This window comes from Sphingobium sp. D43FB, assembly GCF_002312805.1.
Classification (GTDB): Bacteria; Pseudomonadota; Alphaproteobacteria; order Sphingomonadales; family Sphingomonadaceae; genus Sphingobium.
This window is the reverse complement of the sequence record NZ_NMUA01000003.1, coordinates 189,597-206,111: the sequence shown is the minus strand read 5'-3', so window position 1 is coordinate 206,111 and position 16,515 is coordinate 189,597. Positions and strand designations below refer to the sequence as shown.

Here is a 16,515-nt window from a genome sequence, read left to right as displayed (position 1 = left end):
CGACAGGCTCAGGGCGAACGGAGTTTGACTGATGACCGCTGAACACCAATTACGCGCCCTGGCCGCCGAAAAAATCCTGATCTTCGACGGCGGCTATGGCACGTCGATCCAGAAACATGGCCTGACCGAAGCCGATTATCGCGGCACCCTCGATTTGCCCAAGGATCAGAAGGGCAATAACGACCTGCTCTGCCTGACCCGGCCGGACATCGTGCAGGGCATCCATGCCGCCTATCTGGCGGCGGGCGCGGACATGATCGAAACCAACACCTTCAGTTCGACCAAGATCGCCATGGCCGATTATGGCTGCGAACATCTGGTGTGGGACATCAATATCGCCGCCGCCACGCTCGCGCGCAACGCCTGCGACGCGGCGACGGCAGCGGATGGCAAACCCCGTTTCGTGTGCGGCTCGATCGGGCCGACCAACAAGACTTTGTCCATCTCTCCCGACGTCAACGATCCCGCCTATCGCGAGGTCGATTATGACACGCTCAAGGCCGACTATCGCGAGCAATGCGACGCGCTGATCGCGGGCGGCGTCGATTTCCTGCTGGTCGAAACCTGCTTCGATACGCTGAATGCCAAGGCCGCAGGCATGGCCGCGCGGGAAGCAGAGGAAGCGGCGGGCCGCCCGGTCCCGCTGATGCTCAGCTTCACCATCACCGACATGTCGGGCCGCAACCTGTCGGGCCACACCATCAACGCCTTCTGGTATTCGATGCGGCATCTCAAGCCGCTGACCATCGGCGTGAACTGCGCGTTCGGCGCGGACCTGCTGCGCCCCTATCTCGCCGACCTGTCGAAGAATGCCGACACGCTGATCCTGGCCTATCCCAATGCAGGCCTGCCCAACGAACTCGGCCAATATGACGAACTGCCCGAAACCACCGCAAAGCTGATCCGCCAGTGGGTGGATGAAGGCTTGGTCAACATGGTCGGCGGCTGCTGCGGCACGACCCCTGAACATATCGGTGCGGTGGCCAGGGCGCTGGCGGGCGAGAAGCCGCGCGTAGTGCCAAAACTGGAAGTCGTCACGCGCTTGGCTGGCCTAGAACCCATGCACATCGCCGCCTGAACCCAACCTCCGTTCGTGTCGAGCGTAGTCGAGGCACGGGCGCGAATGCTTCTCGACTTCGCTCGAAGCGAACGGACCCTGAAAATATGACCCAGAAATCCACCGCCACCTTCGTCAACATCGGCGAACGCACCAACGTCACCGGATCAGCCAAGTTCAAGAAGCTGATCATGGCGGGCGACTATGCCGCCGCGATCGACATTGCGCGCGAGCAGGTGGAGAATGGCGCGCAGATCGTCGACGTCAACATGGACGAAGGGTTGCTCGACGCGGTCGAGGCGATGACGACCTTCCTCAAGCTCATGACCTCGGAACCCGACATCAGCCGCGTCCCCGTCATGATCGACAGCTCCAAATGGGAGGTGATCGAAGCCGGCCTCAAATGCGTATCCGGCAAGCCGATCGTCAATTCGATCAGCATGAAGGAAGGCGAGGAGGCCTTCCTCTTCCACGCCCGCAAATGCATGGCCTATGGCGCTGCGGTGGTCGTCATGGCCTTCGACGAAACCGGCCAGGCGGACACCAAAGCGCGCAAAGTCGAAATCTGCGCCCGCGCCTATGACCTGCTGATGGGCATCGGCTTCCCGCCCGAAGACATCATCTTCGATCCCAATATCTTCGCGGTGGCGACGGGGATTGAGGAACATAATAATTACGGCCTGGACTTCATCGAAGCCTGCCGCGAGATCAAGGCGCGCTGCCCACACGTCCATATCTCGGGCGGCCTGTCCAACTTTTCCTTCTCCTTCCGCGGCAACGAACCCGTCCGCCGGGCGATGCACTCGGTCTTCCTCTACCACGCCATCCCCGCCGGGCTCGACATGGCGATCGTCAACGCCGGCCAGCTCGACGTCTATGACGCGATCGACCCCGCGCTGCGCACCGCCTGCGAAGATGTGCTGCTCAACCGCGATCCCGAAGCTGGCGACCGCCTCGTCACCCTGGCCGAGAAATATCGCGGCACCGACGCCGCCACCGAAAAAGCCGCGCAGGAATGGCGCAGCTGGCCCGTCGCCCGTCGCCTCGAACATGCCCTGGTCAAGGGCATCGACATGTATGTGGTGGAGGATACCGAGGAAGCCCGCCTCGTCGCCGCCCGCCCGATCGAAGTGATCGAAGGCCCGCTGATGGACGGCATGAACGTCGTCGGCGACCTGTTCGGCGCGGGCAAGATGTTCCTGCCCCAGGTCGTCAAATCCGCCCGCGTCATGAAGAAGGCCGTCGCTCACCTCCTCCCCTATATCGAGGCCGCCAAGGAACCCGGCGCCAAGGGCAAGGGCAAGATCATCATGGCCACGGTCAAGGGCGACGTCCACGACATCGGCAAGAATATTGTCGGCGTCGTGCTGCAATGCAACGGCTTTGACGTGATCGACATGGGCGTGATGGTCCCTTGGCAGGACATCATCAAGGCCGCGAACGAGAATGACGCCGACATGATCGGCCTGTCGGGCCTCATCACCCCCTCGCTGGACGAGATGGTGACGGTCGCCACCGAAATGCAGCGCGCGGGCATGACCATGCCGCTGCTGATCGGCGGCGCGACCACCTCGCGCGTCCACACCGCGCTGCGCATCGACCCGGCCTTTACCGGCCCGGTCGTGCATGTGCTCGACGCCAGCCGCGCGGTCGGCGTCGCCACCGCCCTCGTCTCGGACACGCAAAAGACCGCCTTCGTCCAGAAGACCAAGGATGATTATGAGCATGTCCGCGTCGCCCGCGCCAACAAAGGCCAAAGCGCGCTCGTCAGCATAGAGGACGCCCGCGCCAACGCCTTCGAAATCGACGAAAGCCTCAAGGCCCCGCGCCCACGCCTGCCCGGCGTTCATCGCTTCCCCGACTGGGATCTGAAGGATCTGGTCCAATATATCGACTGGACCCCCTTCTTCCGCGCCTGGGAACTGGCGGGCAATTATCCCGCGATCCTGACCGACGAAGTCGTCGGCGAAAGCGCCTCCAGCCTCTTCGCTGATGCGCAGGCGATGCTCGACCGGATCGTCACCGAAAAATGGCTGACCGCGCGCGGCGTCGCTGGCTTGTGGCCCTGCCGCCGTCAGGGCGACGACATCATCGTCCATGTCGAGGATGAGAAACACTACACCCTCCCCATGCTGCGCCAGCAGATTCAGAAGCGCGAAGGCCGCGCCAATATGTGCCTCGCCGATTTCATCAGCCATGATGGCGACTGGATGGGCGGCTTTGCGGTCGGCATCCACGGCATCGAGCCGCATCTGGCCCGCTTCAAGGCGTCGATCGACGATTATTCCGACATCCTCCTGAAAGCCCTGGCCGACCGTCTGGCCGAAGCCTTCGCCGAACGCCTCCACCATTATGTCCGCACCGCGCTCTGGGGCTATGCCGAGGGCGAACAACTGACCAACGAAGCGCTGATCAAGGAACAATATCGCGGCATCCGTCCCGCGCCGGGCTACCCAGCCTGCCCGGAACATAGCCTCAAGACGATCCTGTTCGACATGCTTGACGCCCATCACGCGACCGGCATCACCCTGACCGAGAGCTTCGCGATGCTCCCCACGGCGGCGGTCAGCGGCTTCTATTTCGGCCACGCCCAATCGGAATATTTCGGCGTCGCCCGCGTCGGCCGCGACCAGTTGGAGGAATATGCGGGACGGCGCGGCATCGACCTGGAAACGGCCGAACGCTATCTGCGTCCCAATCTGGATTAAGCGCCCCAAAACAGCCGCTTGTTACGGTCGGCACAATATCCTACACCCACCCCGCGCCGATGATATGCATCGGCACGGGGGGGATTATTCATGAAACCGATTGCCACCATCCTGGGCGCCTGCGCCCTGTTTCTCGCTGCGCCCGCCATCGCCGGGGACCAGGACTTCACCCTGTTCAACAAGACCGGCTACGACATCGCCGAAGTCTATGTCTCGCCCGCCGATGCCAAGGCCTGGGGCGACGACGTGATGGAAGACGAAGTGCTGGAAGACACCGCCTCGGTCCCCATCACCTTCAACGCCAAGAACTCTGTCTGCAACTACGACCTCAAAGTCATCTTCACCGATGGCGACGAAGCCCAGTGGACCAATTTCGACCTCTGCACGATCAGCAAGATCCAAATCTTCTGGAACGCCAAGACGCAAAAGGCGACGGCAAAGTGGGAGTGAATGGGCGGGAGTGAATGGGGATGTGTTGGTTGGTTTGGTAGGGAGCGGTGTTTACCATCAATCAGCGAGAATGTGCCCTGCTCACCCACCTTCTAGGGAGGTGCGATGGCACACAGACCTGTGCCACCCTTCACCGTCATGCTGAACTTGTTTAGCGACGCTGGCCTTCGGCTCAGCATCCATCGTGAAGCTAAAATCGCCATTTTTGGCCGATTTCGGAATGTCGGGTTACCGGTGGGTAAGACGGGATAGCCGCCGGTCCTCTTTAGGGCGGGCGACACGATCGTGGGCGGAAATAGCTGCCTGTCGCCCATCGACGCCATTGAAGTCATTTGCCTGTCATGCAAAACTCTCTTCTGGAGGTAAGCTAATGGTGTTGATGGATGGTGCCGAGCATCCGGTCCCAGAGCTATGGCGCGCCAAGTTCGCAGAGATTGCTGCTGCCTTCGCCGCTGGCGACTTCCAATTCTGCAAGTCGCACGTCGAAGGGGTTGAGCCGGTCGATCAGGAGACTGCCGACCATATAGCTGGGAACGTTGCCGCGTATGGAGATCGCCTCGCACCGCTCGACGAAGCGACTTGGCATCGTTCCATCTATCGCTGGACGAGCGCGGGCGGTTACTGGGAGGTGCTGGTGGACCTCTCGACAGTAAGTGAGCCGGTAAGCGACCTCACTCTGCACGCCGAAGTCTACGAGGCAGATTGCTCGCGCTTGAAAATTGATTCCGTTCACGTTCCCTGAGGATTGTTTAGCGGCAGCTTTCCAACCGCCAGCGCCGTTCTCGCGTTCGATTTCATTCGGATATAGACCGGACCGGCAGCACCGGCGCGACTCTCCACGCCTTTGCCCCGGTCAAATCGCCGGGATGGGTGGTTAGCGGAACGTCGGCTTCCAGTTCATTGGACTGATATAACGGACATTGATAACGTCTGATCGACGCCCACTAAAGCCGAGCATCTATGAAAGAGATTTTCTTTATCGCTGCTTATGCAGGAACCCTATCGGCCTGTTCGCTCCATACCTCAGAAGAAAGCGGTTATCTTGTTCAGGTATCCGGGACCGGACTTTTTTCGAAAGATGAAACCTTCTCAGGCGCGCAAATTATGAAGGGTGGTCCACAATCTTATCGTAATTTTTCTGAGCGAAGTTGGAAATCGGCATCTCAAGGACAAGAATGCCAAGGCGCTTCAATGTGGCATATTCGAGGGACGGTCAGGTCGGCGACTTCCGACGAAATCGAATTTGAGAAGATAGCCTCTTTCCGCGCCATGGCTGCTCCAGAAGCCAATCGCATCGCTCGTAAATCAAAGCATCCCACGCTCATAAACATCACATTTTGCTGAGGTGGAAAGTCTCCTTTTTAGGAGCTTTCTTTGGCTGTTAAGGGGCAAAGAATGCTCGACGGCCGATCGGCTGCTTTTCCGTCATCCGGTGTATGATTAAAATCTGAACGAACGGCAGTTTTCTGGAAAGCGAAATTCGTCGCCGAGCTGCGACAAGTGGCGCAATCCCGCTGTAAATTACCCGCCCAACCAATCACCACGATGATTGCCCCGTGCCATTAAACAGCCTCAACAGGGCTAACCCTATCAAGCCACTCCAAAATAACAGGCGCAACAACCCCGCCGCCCGCGCGCACATCAAAGATCGCCTGCTCGCCCAACTGCAAGCGGCATACGGTAAAGGCCTGTCGGTCGTCCCGGCTATTGTCGGTCAGGATCGTGGCGTCGGCCACCTTGGCGGCTTCGCGAATGGCAAGCTGCGTTCGCGGGAACCGCGCGAGGAGTTTGTCCTGTGGCACGTCATGCCCATTGTCCGCCACTCTGGACAGGACGCGCAGGATGGACAGATCGACATTCGCCAGCCCCACGAAGAACAGCAGAACGAAATAGCCCGCGTCCTGCAAATCGGTGATCAGGTCGATCTTGGATTTGACGCTACCATCCGCCTGCACATCCCAGTGAGAGAAGACCGTTTCCATCGCAAACGGCACCTTCGCCGCCATGGCATGGGCGGCGAACGCCTTGACCCCGGATTGGGCGACCTGCATCCACCCAAGGTCGGTGTCGCGCAGCGCCTGCGCCCAATCGACCAGCGCGCCGCTACTGTCGGCTTCTGGAAGGATCGACAGCATCATGCGGTCGGCGTTGAGCAGCGGGATTTGCAATTGGCCCGAAAGGGACTTGCGCCACATGGTCGATTTGCCGGACCCGTTATGGCCCGCCAGGATGATGGCTAACGGCTTTTTGGTCCGCTTCTGGGCGTCGAGTATCTGCTCGACCGCATCCCCAAGCCTTGTCACTCGGCTTCGACGAATTGGCCGTTTTGAAGTCTGCCAGTCGTGATCTTCCCGTCCAGCCGCCGGATGAAGACACCGGGATTATTTTCATCGGCGGAATAGCGCGGCACGCCCTTCTTGGGTGGCAGATGCACGCCCGGCTTGATCAGCTTGATACCCACTCGCGCCAGCGCCGCCGTGCTGGCGGCCACGTTCGATCGCACGACATCGGCGCTCGGCCGTTGCCCGCTGACCGTGACATTGCCAAGGCGCGTCGTCACATTCCTTTTGCTGCCGATAGCTTTGATCGCGACGACCTTGCCATCGGACGAGGAGCGCTTGGAAGGAGGTTGCTTGGCCATGCCCCCTATATAGCGAAAATCATCGCGCCTCGCTACCGTTTCAAGCGCCTCCTCCTTGTTCTGCGCCGTGCATCCCGGTCGCCCCGCCCCTTCAAAATCCCCCTTCCAATGTAGGAAATCCTCTGGTCTATCCTCATAGATGGACCAGCACCCCACCCCCCATCCGCCCGCGCGCCCCGCGCCCGCCTCCACCGATCGCGCCCGCTGGACGCCGGACAAGCAGCGGCTTTTCCTCGCCACCCTGCTCGCCACCGGCAATGTCACGCACGCCGCCCGCACTGCGGGCATGTCGCGCGCCAGCGCGCATCGGTTGCGGCAGCGCCTCGCGGGCACGCCGTTCGACCGGACATGGGATCGCGCGCTGGCGCTCCATGCGCAAAGCCTGGGCAATCCCTTCGCCCCGCCGCCCGCCCCCACGGCGGCGCGTCGCTGAGGCGTGGGTGGCGCGTCCCTGTCGCGTCGCTGTGACCCAACAGGCGCGTCACCGTCGCGTCGGAAGGGCTTTATCGGCACTTTACGCCTGGATTCGCCCGAAAACAGGGTGCTGCAACGGTGTGAACTTCCCCGCCGTCGCGTGGCTGTGACCCTGATGGGCGGGCTGACGGGCAAGGGACCGGCAACCGCAACCGCCGCTCGCAAGCTTTGCCCTCTCATCTGTCCCATAGCGGGGCAGCGCGCCATTAACCCCCTTCTCGCCTTGGTCGGCGCGTCGCCCGCGCCTATCGTGCGTTGCATGCGCATCTTGTCCACCAGCCTGCTCGTCTCCCTCGCCATCGCCTCGACCGCGCTGGCACAGGGCAATCCCGCCCCCTTCACCGTTGCCGAATCGGGCCGCGCCTTTGGGTCGCTGGCCGATGCGTTGGGCGCGATCGGCGACGGGCGCGGCACGGTGGTCGTGGCCCCTGGCACCTATCGCCAATGCGCGGTGCAGCAGGGTGGCGACGTCACCATCCGCGCCGCGACGCCGGGCAGCGTCATCTTCGACGGCGTGCCGTGCGAGGGCAAGGGCGCGTTCGTCCTGCGCGGCCGGGCGAGCGTGGTGGACGGCATCATCTTCCAGAATATCCGCGTGCCCGACGGCAATGGCGCGGGCATCCGCCTCGAAAGTGGTAGCCTCACCGTCCGCAACAGCCTGTTCCGCAACAGCGAGGAAGGGATTTTGACCGGCGACTATGATGGCGGCCAGGTCAGCATCGACAAGTCGACCTTCCGCCACTTGGGCCGCTGCGACCGCGACCTGGATTGCGCGCATGGCATCTATATCGGGCGGCTCGACAGCCTGACCGTCACCAACAGCCGTTTCGACCTCGGCGATGGCGGCCATTATCTGAAAACGCGCACCGCCCGCGTCACCATCACCGGCAATAGTTTCGATGATAGCGGCGGCACGCTGACCAACTATATGATCGACCTGTCCAACGGCGCGAGCGGCCTCATTCGCGGCAATGAGATGGTGCAGGGCAAGGATAAGGACAACTGGTCCGCCTTCATCACCATCGCCCCCGAAGGCCGCGAGCATGACAGCAGCGGACTGGTGATCGAAGGCAACAAGGCCGGCTTCGTGCCGGGCCTGGAACGCGGCTCCACCTTCGTCGCCAACTTCACCGACGACGCGGTGAAGATCGGCGCGAACCAACTGGCGCCAAGCATGAAAGTGAAGGACCGGCGCTGACTTTGTGCCACCGATGGGGTAGAAGAGAACGATGCGCAGCACTTATGACGATGCCACCGTCCGCCTCTATCATCTGGGCGATGACGGCGCGGCCATGACAATCATGTATGGGCCACTGAGCCAGGCGCTCCACGTCGCGGAGCAGCAGCCGACGGAGATGCAGGACGGCCTCTATCTGGCGACCGACAATGATGTGGTGGCCTATCTGGATTTGATCGACGGCTAACCATCGGCAAAGCCGAACGGCGCTCTAGTGCCGCGATAATCGTCGGGCAGCATGTCGCGGCCGATCGGCGGGGCAGAGCGGGCGAGGCAGTGGGGGCGGTGGCAGAGGCGACAGGTGACGCCGATGGGGGTAGGGTCCGGGGGCGGGCTGCCCTGTGTGTAGATCAGGCGGTGGGCATGGTCCGCGGCGCAGCAGAGTGCGATGGCGCGGTCGACCTTGGGCGATCCCCAGCCGCCGCCGCCAGCGGTAACCGTGCGGGCGATCGAGAAAAAGCGCTGGCCATCGGGTAGTTCGAGCCATTGGGTGATGACCGTCCGGGGCGTCTCGAACACCCGATGCACGGACCAGAGCGGACAGGAGCCGCCATGTCGGGCAAAGGGGAAGCCTGCGCCGTCGAGCCGCTTGGAGACATTGCCGGCCGGATCGACGCGGAGGAAGAAGAAGGGAACGCGCTCCTGCCCTGGTTTTTGCAGGGTGGTGAGGCGGTGGGCGGTCTGTTCGAAACTGGTGCCGAACTGGCGGGCGAGCGCTTCGACATCATAGCGCCGCGCTTCGACCGCTTTGGCGAAGGCGGAATAGGGCATGAGGATCGCGGCGGCCCCATAGCTGGCGAGCGCGCGGCGGGCGAGGCTGCGGCTACTTTCGGTAGTGAACTGGCCGTCCTTCAAAATGGCGTCGAACGTCTTTCGCATCTCCAGATAGGCAATCTGGAGTGCGAGCTGAAATTGGCTGCTGGCAGTGTCGAGCGTGTCGTCGAGCAGCACCGCGTCGCGATGCCGATCATAGCGGCGGAGCGACCAAGCCATGACGTCGGCAGGCAAGCGGCGAACGCGGAGACTATGCCGGGCACGCAGCCAGCCGGTGAGGCCGCCTTCCGTCTCGGCATCGGCGGCCAGTTTTTCGGCCATGTCGTCCAGCATCGGGAAGCTGTTGCGGCGAGCGGCGAGGAAGCGGCGCGATTCGGCGACCGGATCGGGCGCGTCATCAGGGGCGGTGCCCTGGTCGGCGAGCGCCAGATGCTCCTCGCGATAGCTGGTATAGAGGCGCAGCAGCGCTTCGGTGATACCGGGATAATTGACCGCGACGTCGCCGGTGGCGAGGGCAGGCAGATCGAGATCCGCGAACATCGGGTCTTTGAGGACGGCGTGGAGCCGCGCGGTCTGTTCAGTGCCGCCGTCGCCCGCCACCTCCGCCATGTCGAGCTTGTAGGTGCGCGCGAGGCGCAGCAGCATGTCCGCGGTCAGCGGCCGCTGGTTGCGTTCGAGCAACGCGACATAGGAGGCGGAAATGTCCAGGTCGGCGGCCATGTCGGCTTGGGTAAGGCCAAGGTCGCGGCGGAGCCGCCGCAGGCGCGGCCCCATATAGACCGGGCTGTCTTTACGCATCGGGCCGACTCCTGTGCAGGCTTTACAACTTTACACCATATTTTTGTAAAGATCGACAACTGAACTTCACAAGGGCTGCCGCGCCGTGTGGGCGGGGGGTAGGGGCTGTGCATCAAGCCCATAGCTCACGAGGGAACGGCCCATGTCCTACCAGGAAAATATCGCAAAGGCGCAGGCGCTGATCGGCAGCCATCCCGGCACATGGGACGGCATCAATGCGGAATCGGTCGCGCGGATGAAATTGCAGAACCGCTTCAACACGGGGCTCGACATCGCCAAATATACCGCTGGCGTCATGCGCCGCGACATGGCCGCCTATGATGCGGACCCGGCCGACTACACCCAGTCGCTGGGCTGCTGGCACGGTTTCATCGGCCAGCAGAAGATGATCGCGATCAAGAAGCATTTCGGCACGACCAAGCGCAAATATCTCTATCTGTCGGGCTGGATGGTTGCGGCGCTGCGCAGCGACTTCGGCCCGCTGCCCGACCAGTCGATGCATGAGAAGACCAGCGTTCCAGCGCTGATCGAAGAGCTTTACACCTTCCTGAAGCAGGCTGATGCCCGCGAATTGGGGATGCTGTTCCGCGATCTCGACGCGGCGCGCGCGGCGGGGGACGAGGTCAAGGCGCAGAAAGCGCAGCATGCGATCGACAATTTCGAAACCCATGTCGTGCCGATCATCGCCGACATCGATGCGGGCTTCGGCAATGCGGAAGCGACCTATCTGCTCGCCAAGAAGATGATCGAGGCGGGGGCCTGCGCGCTCCAGATCGAAAATCAGGTGTCGGATGAAAAACAATGCGGCCATCAGGACGGCAAGGTCACCGTGCCGCATGAGGACTTCCTGGCAAAGGTCCGCGCCTGCCGTTACGCCTTTCTGGAACTCGGCGTCGATGATGGCATCATCGTCACGCGGACGGACTCGCTGGGTGCTGGCCTGACCAAGCAGATCGCGGTCAGCAACGAGCCGGGCGATATCGGCGACCAGTATAACAGCTTTCTCGATTGCGAAGAGATCGACCCGGCGACGGCGAAGAATGGCGATGTCATCCTGAACCGCGACGGTAAGCTGCTGCGCCCCAAGCGGTTGCCGAGCAACCTGTTCCAGTTCCGCGAAGGCACCGGCGCGGATCGCTGCGTGCTGGACTGCATCACGTCGTTACAAAATGGCGCGGACCTGCTGTGGATCGAGACCGAGAAGCCGCATATCGAGCAGATCGCATCGATGGTCGATCGCATCCGTGAGGTCATCCCCAATGCCAAGCTGGTTTATAATAATTCGCCCAGCTTCAACTGGACGCTGAATTTCCGCCAGCAGGTCTATGATGCGTGGGAAGCGGCGGGCAAGGATGTCAGCGGCTATGACCGGGCGCGCCTGATGAGCGTCGATTATGATGCCACCGATCTGGGTCGGGAAGCCGACGACCGCATCCGCACCTTCCAGAAGGATGCGGCGGCGCGGGCGGGGATTTTCCATCACCTCATCACCCTGCCGACCTATCATACGGCGGCGCTCAGCACCGATAATCTCGCGAAGGAGTATTTCGGTGAGGCCGGGATGCTGGGCTATGTCGAGGGCGTCCAGCGCAAGGAAATCCGCCAGGGTATCGCCTGCGTGAAGCATCAGAATATGTCGGGCAGCGACATTGGCGATGATCATAAGGAGTATTTCGCGGGTGAAGCGGCGCTGAAGGCCGGTGGCGCGCACAATACGATGAATCAATTTGCAGCATAAATGCTGCGGAGGAATCAGTTTGCGGCCTGACACTCTTTCGCGTGATTGCGGCAAGGGTGGGGCTTTATCTCCGGCGCTCCGTTGGGGGGCTATGTCGGGAGATCGGTCCCCGCCTGCGCGGGGATGACGGCCGCTTTACGGGCCAGCTCGCGGGGAATTCGACACTCCCTTCGCGGGTTTGGGTGGAAGGACTGGACGGCCCGGCGGGAAACTGCCGGGCCGTTTTTTCACGAATGTCGCGCGCTGGCTTCTCGACTTCGCTCGAAGCGAACGGCAGTCGCTATGCTATCCCCGCCCGCTGCCGGACAGTCTGCTTCAATATGTCGAGCGGCATCGCGCCCAGCGTCAGCACATCATGGAAAGCCTTGATGTCGAAGGCGTCGCCCTGCTTCTTCTGCACTTCGGCGCGCAGGTCGTTCCAGACGGTGTGGCCGATCTTGTAGCTGCAGGCCTGACCCGGCCAGACGGTATAGCGGTCGATTTCGCCCTGGCTGCGGCCGCGGGCGATGCCGGTGGTGGCGATCAGATAATCGGTCGCCTTTTCGCGGCTCCAGCGTTTGACGTGCATGCCGGAGTCGACGACGAGGCGGGTGGCGCGGAAGAGGAGCGACTGGAGATAGCCGACCTGACCCAGCGGATCGCCGTCATACATGCCCATTTCGTCGGCGAGCTGTTCGGAATAGAGCGCCCAGCCTTCGCTATAGCCGCTATAGCCGCCGCGTCGGCGGATCATCGGGATGGCGTCCGATTCCAGTGCGACCGACACCTGGAGGTGATGCCCCGGCACGGCTTCATGATGGGTCAGGGTCGCAAGGCCGAATTTGGGCCGGTCGAACGTATCGCGCAGGTTGATATAATAGATGGCCGGGCGCGAGCCGTCGAGCGAGGCGTTCTGATAATAGCCGCCCGGTGCGCCCGCCTGGATGGTGACTGGCACGCGGCGGACCTCGACCGGGGCCTTGGGCACGGTGTTGAAGGCTTCGCCAAGGCGCTTCTGCATGGCGATGATCTGGACATTGAGCTGGGCGAGCAGCGCTTCGCGGCCGGGATCGGTATTGGGGAAAAGCTGGTCGGGGCGCTTGTTCAGCGCGACGAGGCGATCGCCCACCGTCCCCTGGCTCATCCCTTCGCCTTTCAGGATCGTGTCGATCCGGGCGCTGATCTGCGCGACCTGATCGAGGCCGATCTGGTGGATTTCATCGCCGGTGAGCGCAGTGGTGGTGGCCGCTTCGGCGGCGGCGGCGTAGAAGGCCTCGCCTTCGGGTAGACGCCACACGCCCGCGTCATGGGTCGCCTTGGCGCGGAGGTCTTGCACCAGGGCGCGCTGGCGGTCGAGCGCGGGGAAAATCTTATCGGTGACGATCTTTTCGGCCTGCGCGGCGCGTTCGGGTGGCAGGCCGGCGGCGGCGAGTTTCTTTACGAAAGAGGCGACCAGGACGGTCTGCGCGGCGGGCTGATCGCGCAGCGACGCCTGCATCTTGAGCGTCGTGTCGAGAATATAGTCGGGCGCGAACACGCCCTTGGCCGCATCCTCCTTCTGCCGGGCCAGTTCGCCGTCCATGGCGGCCGGGAAGGCTTCGAGGCGGGCGAGATAGGCGTCGGCATCGGCGGCGTTGGCGACGCGATGCTGCGAATCGAGGAAGTCGGGGATCTCGCGATAGCTGCCGGTGAGCTGGCTCAACACATAGGGGGCGTAGCGGCCCGCTGTCTCGCCATAGCCGAAACGTTCGCCGCCGACCGTGCGGTCAAGCTGATAGGTGACGACGTCATAATCGAGTTTGGACGTGTCGCTGAGGGAATTGCGGTCGATGGTCGCGAGTTGCCTTGCCTGCGCCTTGCTGCGTGCGAGGTCGCGGGCGACCCCGGCGGCGGAGGTGTCGCTGAGTTTGCCGCGCAGCGCGGCGCGCTCGCCGGTATCGAGGCCGAGGCGGGTCGCCTGTTCGGGCGAGTCGGCGAGCCGTTCGTAGAAGAAGCCGTCGAGCATGGCGCGCAGCCGTGCGTCGGCGCTGCCAGCTTGGGCAAGGGCGGGGGAGGCGGCGGTGGTCAGCGCGGTGGCGCCGCTGGTGGCGAGAAATTGGCGTCGGTTCACGACTATGGGCTCCACAAATCGGGGAAGGGCGGCGAGGGGCGTCGCCCGCGATGTCCCCTTGTGCCGCGATCCCAAGGGCTTGGCTAGGGGCAGTCCGGTGCAAAGCCACTGGCGCTATACGCTGCGATGTCGATGGGATAAGCGACCCGCGCTTCCAAGGGAGACTTGCCATGGCCTACACGCTGATCACCGCGAACCGCAATTATAGCAGCTGGTCGCTGCGCCCCTGGGTGTTGATGACCGCGCTGGGCATCCCGTTCATCGACCGGATCGAGCCGTTTTTGCAGCCGACCAACTATGCCGCCTTCCGCAGTTTTTCGCCAACGGGGCAGGTGCCTGCGCTGATCGACGGCGAGCGGACGGTGTGGGATTCGCTGGGGATCATCCTCTATCTCGCCGATCGCCATGCCGAAGTGTGGCCGCGCGACGAAGCGGCGCGGGCCTGGGCGCAGTGCGCGGCGGCCGAGATGCATAGCGGCTTTGCGACGCTGCGGAATGATTGCACCATGAACGTCGGTGTGCGGGTGGAGCCGCATCTGCCCTCGCCCGCGCTCAACAAGGATATCGCCCGGCTGACCGAGCTTTGGGAGGAGGGGCTAACCCGCTTCGGAGGACCGTTTCTGGCGGGGGGGGGCTTCACCGCCGTCGATGCTTTTTATGCGCCGGTTGCCTATCGGGTGCGGACCTATGGGCTGGATGTCGGCCCGGCGGGGCAGGCCTGGGTCGAGCATATGCTGGCGCTGCCCGCGATGCAGGCGTGGGAGACCGCGGCGCTCGCCGAAACCTGGCGCGAGGATAGCCATGAGGCGGAGATCGGCGCGGCCGGCCGCGTCGTGGCGGATTATCGCGCCTCATAAAATCCTCCCCTGCCCCGCCGGGGGAGGATGAATTATGCCTGTCCACCGCCTCAATCGTAACATTCTTGCCCGCCAGATAGATAAAAGGGCATATTGCGGCGCGCTTCCCCCTTTTCCCCCTGCCATTCCGGGTCTAGGGGGGAGCCACTATGGTTAAACCCCGCACCCTCTATGAGAAGATCTGGGACGCGCATGTCGTGGAGCGTCGCCCGGATGGCACTTGCCTCATCTATATCGACCGGCATCTCGTCCATGAAGTGACGAGCCCGCAGGCATTCGAGGGGCTTCGTCTTGCCGGGCGCAAGGTGCGGCGGCCCGATCTGACGCTGGCAGTGCCGGATCATAATCTGCCCACGACCCCGCGTCGCGACGCCGATGGCAAGCGCATCCCGATCGCTGATCCGCAGAGCGCGCAGCAGTTGGAAGCGCTGGAACGCAATGCGCCGGAATTTGGCGTCCGCTTGATCGGTGACGCCGATGTCGAACAGGGCATCGTCCATGTGGTGGGGCCGGAACAGGGCTTTACCCTGCCGGGCACGACGTTGGTGTGCGGTGACAGCCATACCAGTTCGCACGGGGCCTTGGGCGCGCTGGCGTTCGGGATCGGCACGTCGGAGGTCGAGCATGTGCTGGCGACCCAGACCCTGCTGCTCAAACAGTCCAAGACGATGGCGGTCGTGGTCGAAGGCGAACTGGGCTTTGGTGTTACGCCCAAGGATGTCGCGCTGGCGATTTGCGGGCGGATCGGCACCGCGGGCGGCACCGGCTATGTCATGGAATATCGCGGGTCCGTGTTCCGCGACATGTCGATCGAAGGGCGGCTGACCGTCGCCAATATGTCGATCGAGGCAGGTGCGCGATCGGGCCTGTTCGCGCCGGACGAGACGACCTTTGCCTATCTGAACGGGCGTCCGATGGCGCCCAAGGGTGCGGATTGGGACGCGGCGGTCGCCTGGTGGCGCACGCTCGTCACCGATGAGGGCGCTGTCTTCGACAAGATCGTGGTGATCGACGCGGCCGATATCGTGCCGACCGTGACTTGGGGCACCAGCCCTGAAGATGTGGTTGCGGTGACGGGCGTGGTGCCCGACCCCGACAGTTTCGAGGATGCGTCCAAGCGGGCGGCCGCGCAAAAGTCGCTCGATTATATGGGCCTTACCGCCGGGCAACGGCTGGCCGACGTGGCGGTGGAGCATATCTTCATTGGCAGTTGTACCAACAGCCGGATCGAAGATCTGCGTGCGGCGGCGGCGTTGCTGGACGGTCGGCGGATCGCCAGCGGGATCAAGCATGCCATGGTCGTACCAGGCTCTGGCCTGGTCAAGCGACAGGCGGAGGCCGAAGGGCTGGACCGCATTTTCGTGGCGGCCGGGTTCGAATGGCGCGAGCCGGGCTGTTCGGCATGCCTGGGCATGAACCCGGACAAGGTGCCTGCGGGCGAGCGCTGCGCATCGACCAGCAACCGCAATTTCATGGGCCGTCAGGGACCGGGTGCGCGCACGCATCTCGTGTCGCCTGCCATGGCGGCGGCGGCGGCGCTCACCGGGCGGCTGACCGACGTGCGCGAATTATTGAAAGACCGAGAGGGGATGACGTTGTGAAAAAGATATTCTGGCTGCTGACGCTGGGCGCGCTGGCAAGTGCCGCGATGGCTGCCACGCTCGGCCGGGCCGAAGATCTGACCGCAGCGGA

15 protein-coding genes are annotated in these 16,515 nt (G+C 63.0%); 11 read left to right on the top strand and 4 right to left on the bottom strand.

The features are described 5' to 3' along the window. The first annotated feature begins 31 nt into the window (after positions 1-31). The 5 genes from SxD43FB_RS04540 to SxD43FB_RS24620 all read left to right on the top strand — a co-directional run bounded on the left by SxD43FB_RS04540 (position 32) and on the right by SxD43FB_RS24620 (position 5,559). On the top strand, positions 32-1,078 hold the full coding sequence (locus SxD43FB_RS04540; protein ID WP_096061160.1) for a homocysteine S-methyltransferase family protein: 1,047 nt from the start codon (positions 32-34) through the stop codon (positions 1,076-1,078). Between the two features lie 86 nt (positions 1,079-1,164). Next, positions 1,165-3,765, top strand: a complete 2,601-nt coding sequence (gene metH, locus SxD43FB_RS04535) for a methionine synthase (protein ID WP_096061159.1) — start codon at positions 1,165-1,167, stop codon at positions 3,763-3,765. A 90-nt stretch (positions 3,766-3,855) separates the two neighbouring features. After that, positions 3,856-4,215: an argininosuccinate lyase gene (locus SxD43FB_RS04530; RefSeq protein ID WP_096061158.1), complete on the top strand. Its 360-nt coding sequence runs from the start codon at positions 3,856-3,858 to the stop codon at positions 4,213-4,215. A 370-nt stretch (positions 4,216-4,585) separates the two neighbouring features. Continuing rightward, the gene (locus SxD43FB_RS04525) at positions 4,586-4,957 is read left to right on the top strand and encodes a hypothetical protein (protein ID WP_096061157.1); all 372 of its coding nucleotides are present in this window, start codon (positions 4,586-4,588) and stop codon (positions 4,955-4,957) included. A 218-nt stretch (positions 4,958-5,175) separates the two neighbouring features. Then, entirely contained in the window at positions 5,176-5,559 is a 384-nt protein-coding gene (locus tag SxD43FB_RS24620) for a hypothetical protein (protein ID WP_141249455.1), read from the top strand. 218 nt (positions 5,560-5,777) lie between these two features. Here the strand turns inward: SxD43FB_RS24620 and SxD43FB_RS04520 are convergent, their stop codons facing one another. Together SxD43FB_RS04520 and SxD43FB_RS04515 are read right to left on the bottom strand one after the other, a co-directional pair. Further along, the gene (locus SxD43FB_RS04520; protein ID WP_096061156.1) at positions 5,778-6,518 is read right to left on the bottom strand and encodes a zeta toxin family protein; all 741 of its coding nucleotides are present in this window, start codon (positions 6,516-6,518) and stop codon (positions 5,778-5,780) included. Further along, positions 6,515-6,856: a hypothetical protein gene (locus SxD43FB_RS04515; protein ID WP_096061155.1), complete on the bottom strand. Its 342-nt coding sequence runs from the start codon at positions 6,854-6,856 to the stop codon at positions 6,515-6,517. The genes SxD43FB_RS04520 and SxD43FB_RS04515 overlap by 4 nt, the downstream gene beginning before the upstream one ends. Before the next feature lie 139 nt (positions 6,857-6,995). Here SxD43FB_RS04515 and SxD43FB_RS04510 point away from each other — a divergent pair, with 139 nt between their 5' ends. The 3 genes from SxD43FB_RS04510 to SxD43FB_RS04500 all read left to right on the top strand — a co-directional run bounded on the left by SxD43FB_RS04510 (position 6,996) and on the right by SxD43FB_RS04500 (position 8,754). After that, positions 6,996-7,289: a LysR family transcriptional regulator gene (locus SxD43FB_RS04510; protein ID WP_096061154.1), complete on the top strand. Its 294-nt coding sequence runs from the start codon at positions 6,996-6,998 to the stop codon at positions 7,287-7,289. Positions 7,290-7,589: 300 nt separating this feature from the next. Then, complete coding sequence (locus tag SxD43FB_RS04505; RefSeq protein WP_096061153.1) at positions 7,590-8,528, top strand: right-handed parallel beta-helix repeat-containing protein; 939 nt, start codon at positions 7,590-7,592, stop codon at positions 8,526-8,528. A 31-nt stretch (positions 8,529-8,559) separates the two neighbouring features. Next, positions 8,560-8,754 (top strand): hypothetical protein, encoded by a 195-nt coding sequence (locus SxD43FB_RS04500; protein WP_096061152.1) that lies wholly within the window; start codon positions 8,560-8,562, stop codon positions 8,752-8,754. Here the strand turns inward: SxD43FB_RS04500 and SxD43FB_RS04495 are convergent. Next, entirely contained in the window at positions 8,751-10,139 is a 1,389-nt protein-coding gene (locus SxD43FB_RS04495; protein ID WP_096061151.1) for a helix-turn-helix transcriptional regulator, read from the bottom strand. The two genes, SxD43FB_RS04500 and SxD43FB_RS04495, sit on opposite strands and share 4 nt — an antisense overlap. Before the next feature lie 142 nt (positions 10,140-10,281). Between SxD43FB_RS04495 and SxD43FB_RS04490 the strand changes: the two genes are divergently transcribed. Then, positions 10,282-11,877, top strand: coding sequence for an isocitrate lyase (locus tag SxD43FB_RS04490; RefSeq protein ID WP_096061150.1), 1,596 nt, complete (start codon positions 10,282-10,284; stop codon positions 11,875-11,877). Between the two features lie 280 nt (positions 11,878-12,157). On the opposite strand, the gene SxD43FB_RS04485 is transcribed toward SxD43FB_RS04490, so the two are convergent. After that, positions 12,158-13,966, bottom strand: coding sequence for a DUF885 family protein (locus SxD43FB_RS04485; RefSeq protein WP_096061149.1), 1,809 nt, complete (start codon positions 13,964-13,966; stop codon positions 12,158-12,160). A 170-nt stretch (positions 13,967-14,136) separates the two neighbouring features. On the opposite strand from SxD43FB_RS04485, the gene SxD43FB_RS04480 reads away from it, so the two are divergent. After that, entirely contained in the window at positions 14,137-14,823 is a 687-nt protein-coding gene (locus SxD43FB_RS04480) for a glutathione S-transferase family protein (protein WP_096061148.1), read from the top strand. A 149-nt stretch (positions 14,824-14,972) separates the two neighbouring features. Continuing rightward, the gene (gene leuC / locus SxD43FB_RS04475) at positions 14,973-16,424 is read left to right on the top strand and encodes a 3-isopropylmalate dehydratase large subunit (protein ID WP_096061147.1); all 1,452 of its coding nucleotides are present in this window, start codon (positions 14,973-14,975) and stop codon (positions 16,422-16,424) included. The last annotated feature ends 91 nt before the right edge of the window (positions 16,425-16,515 follow it).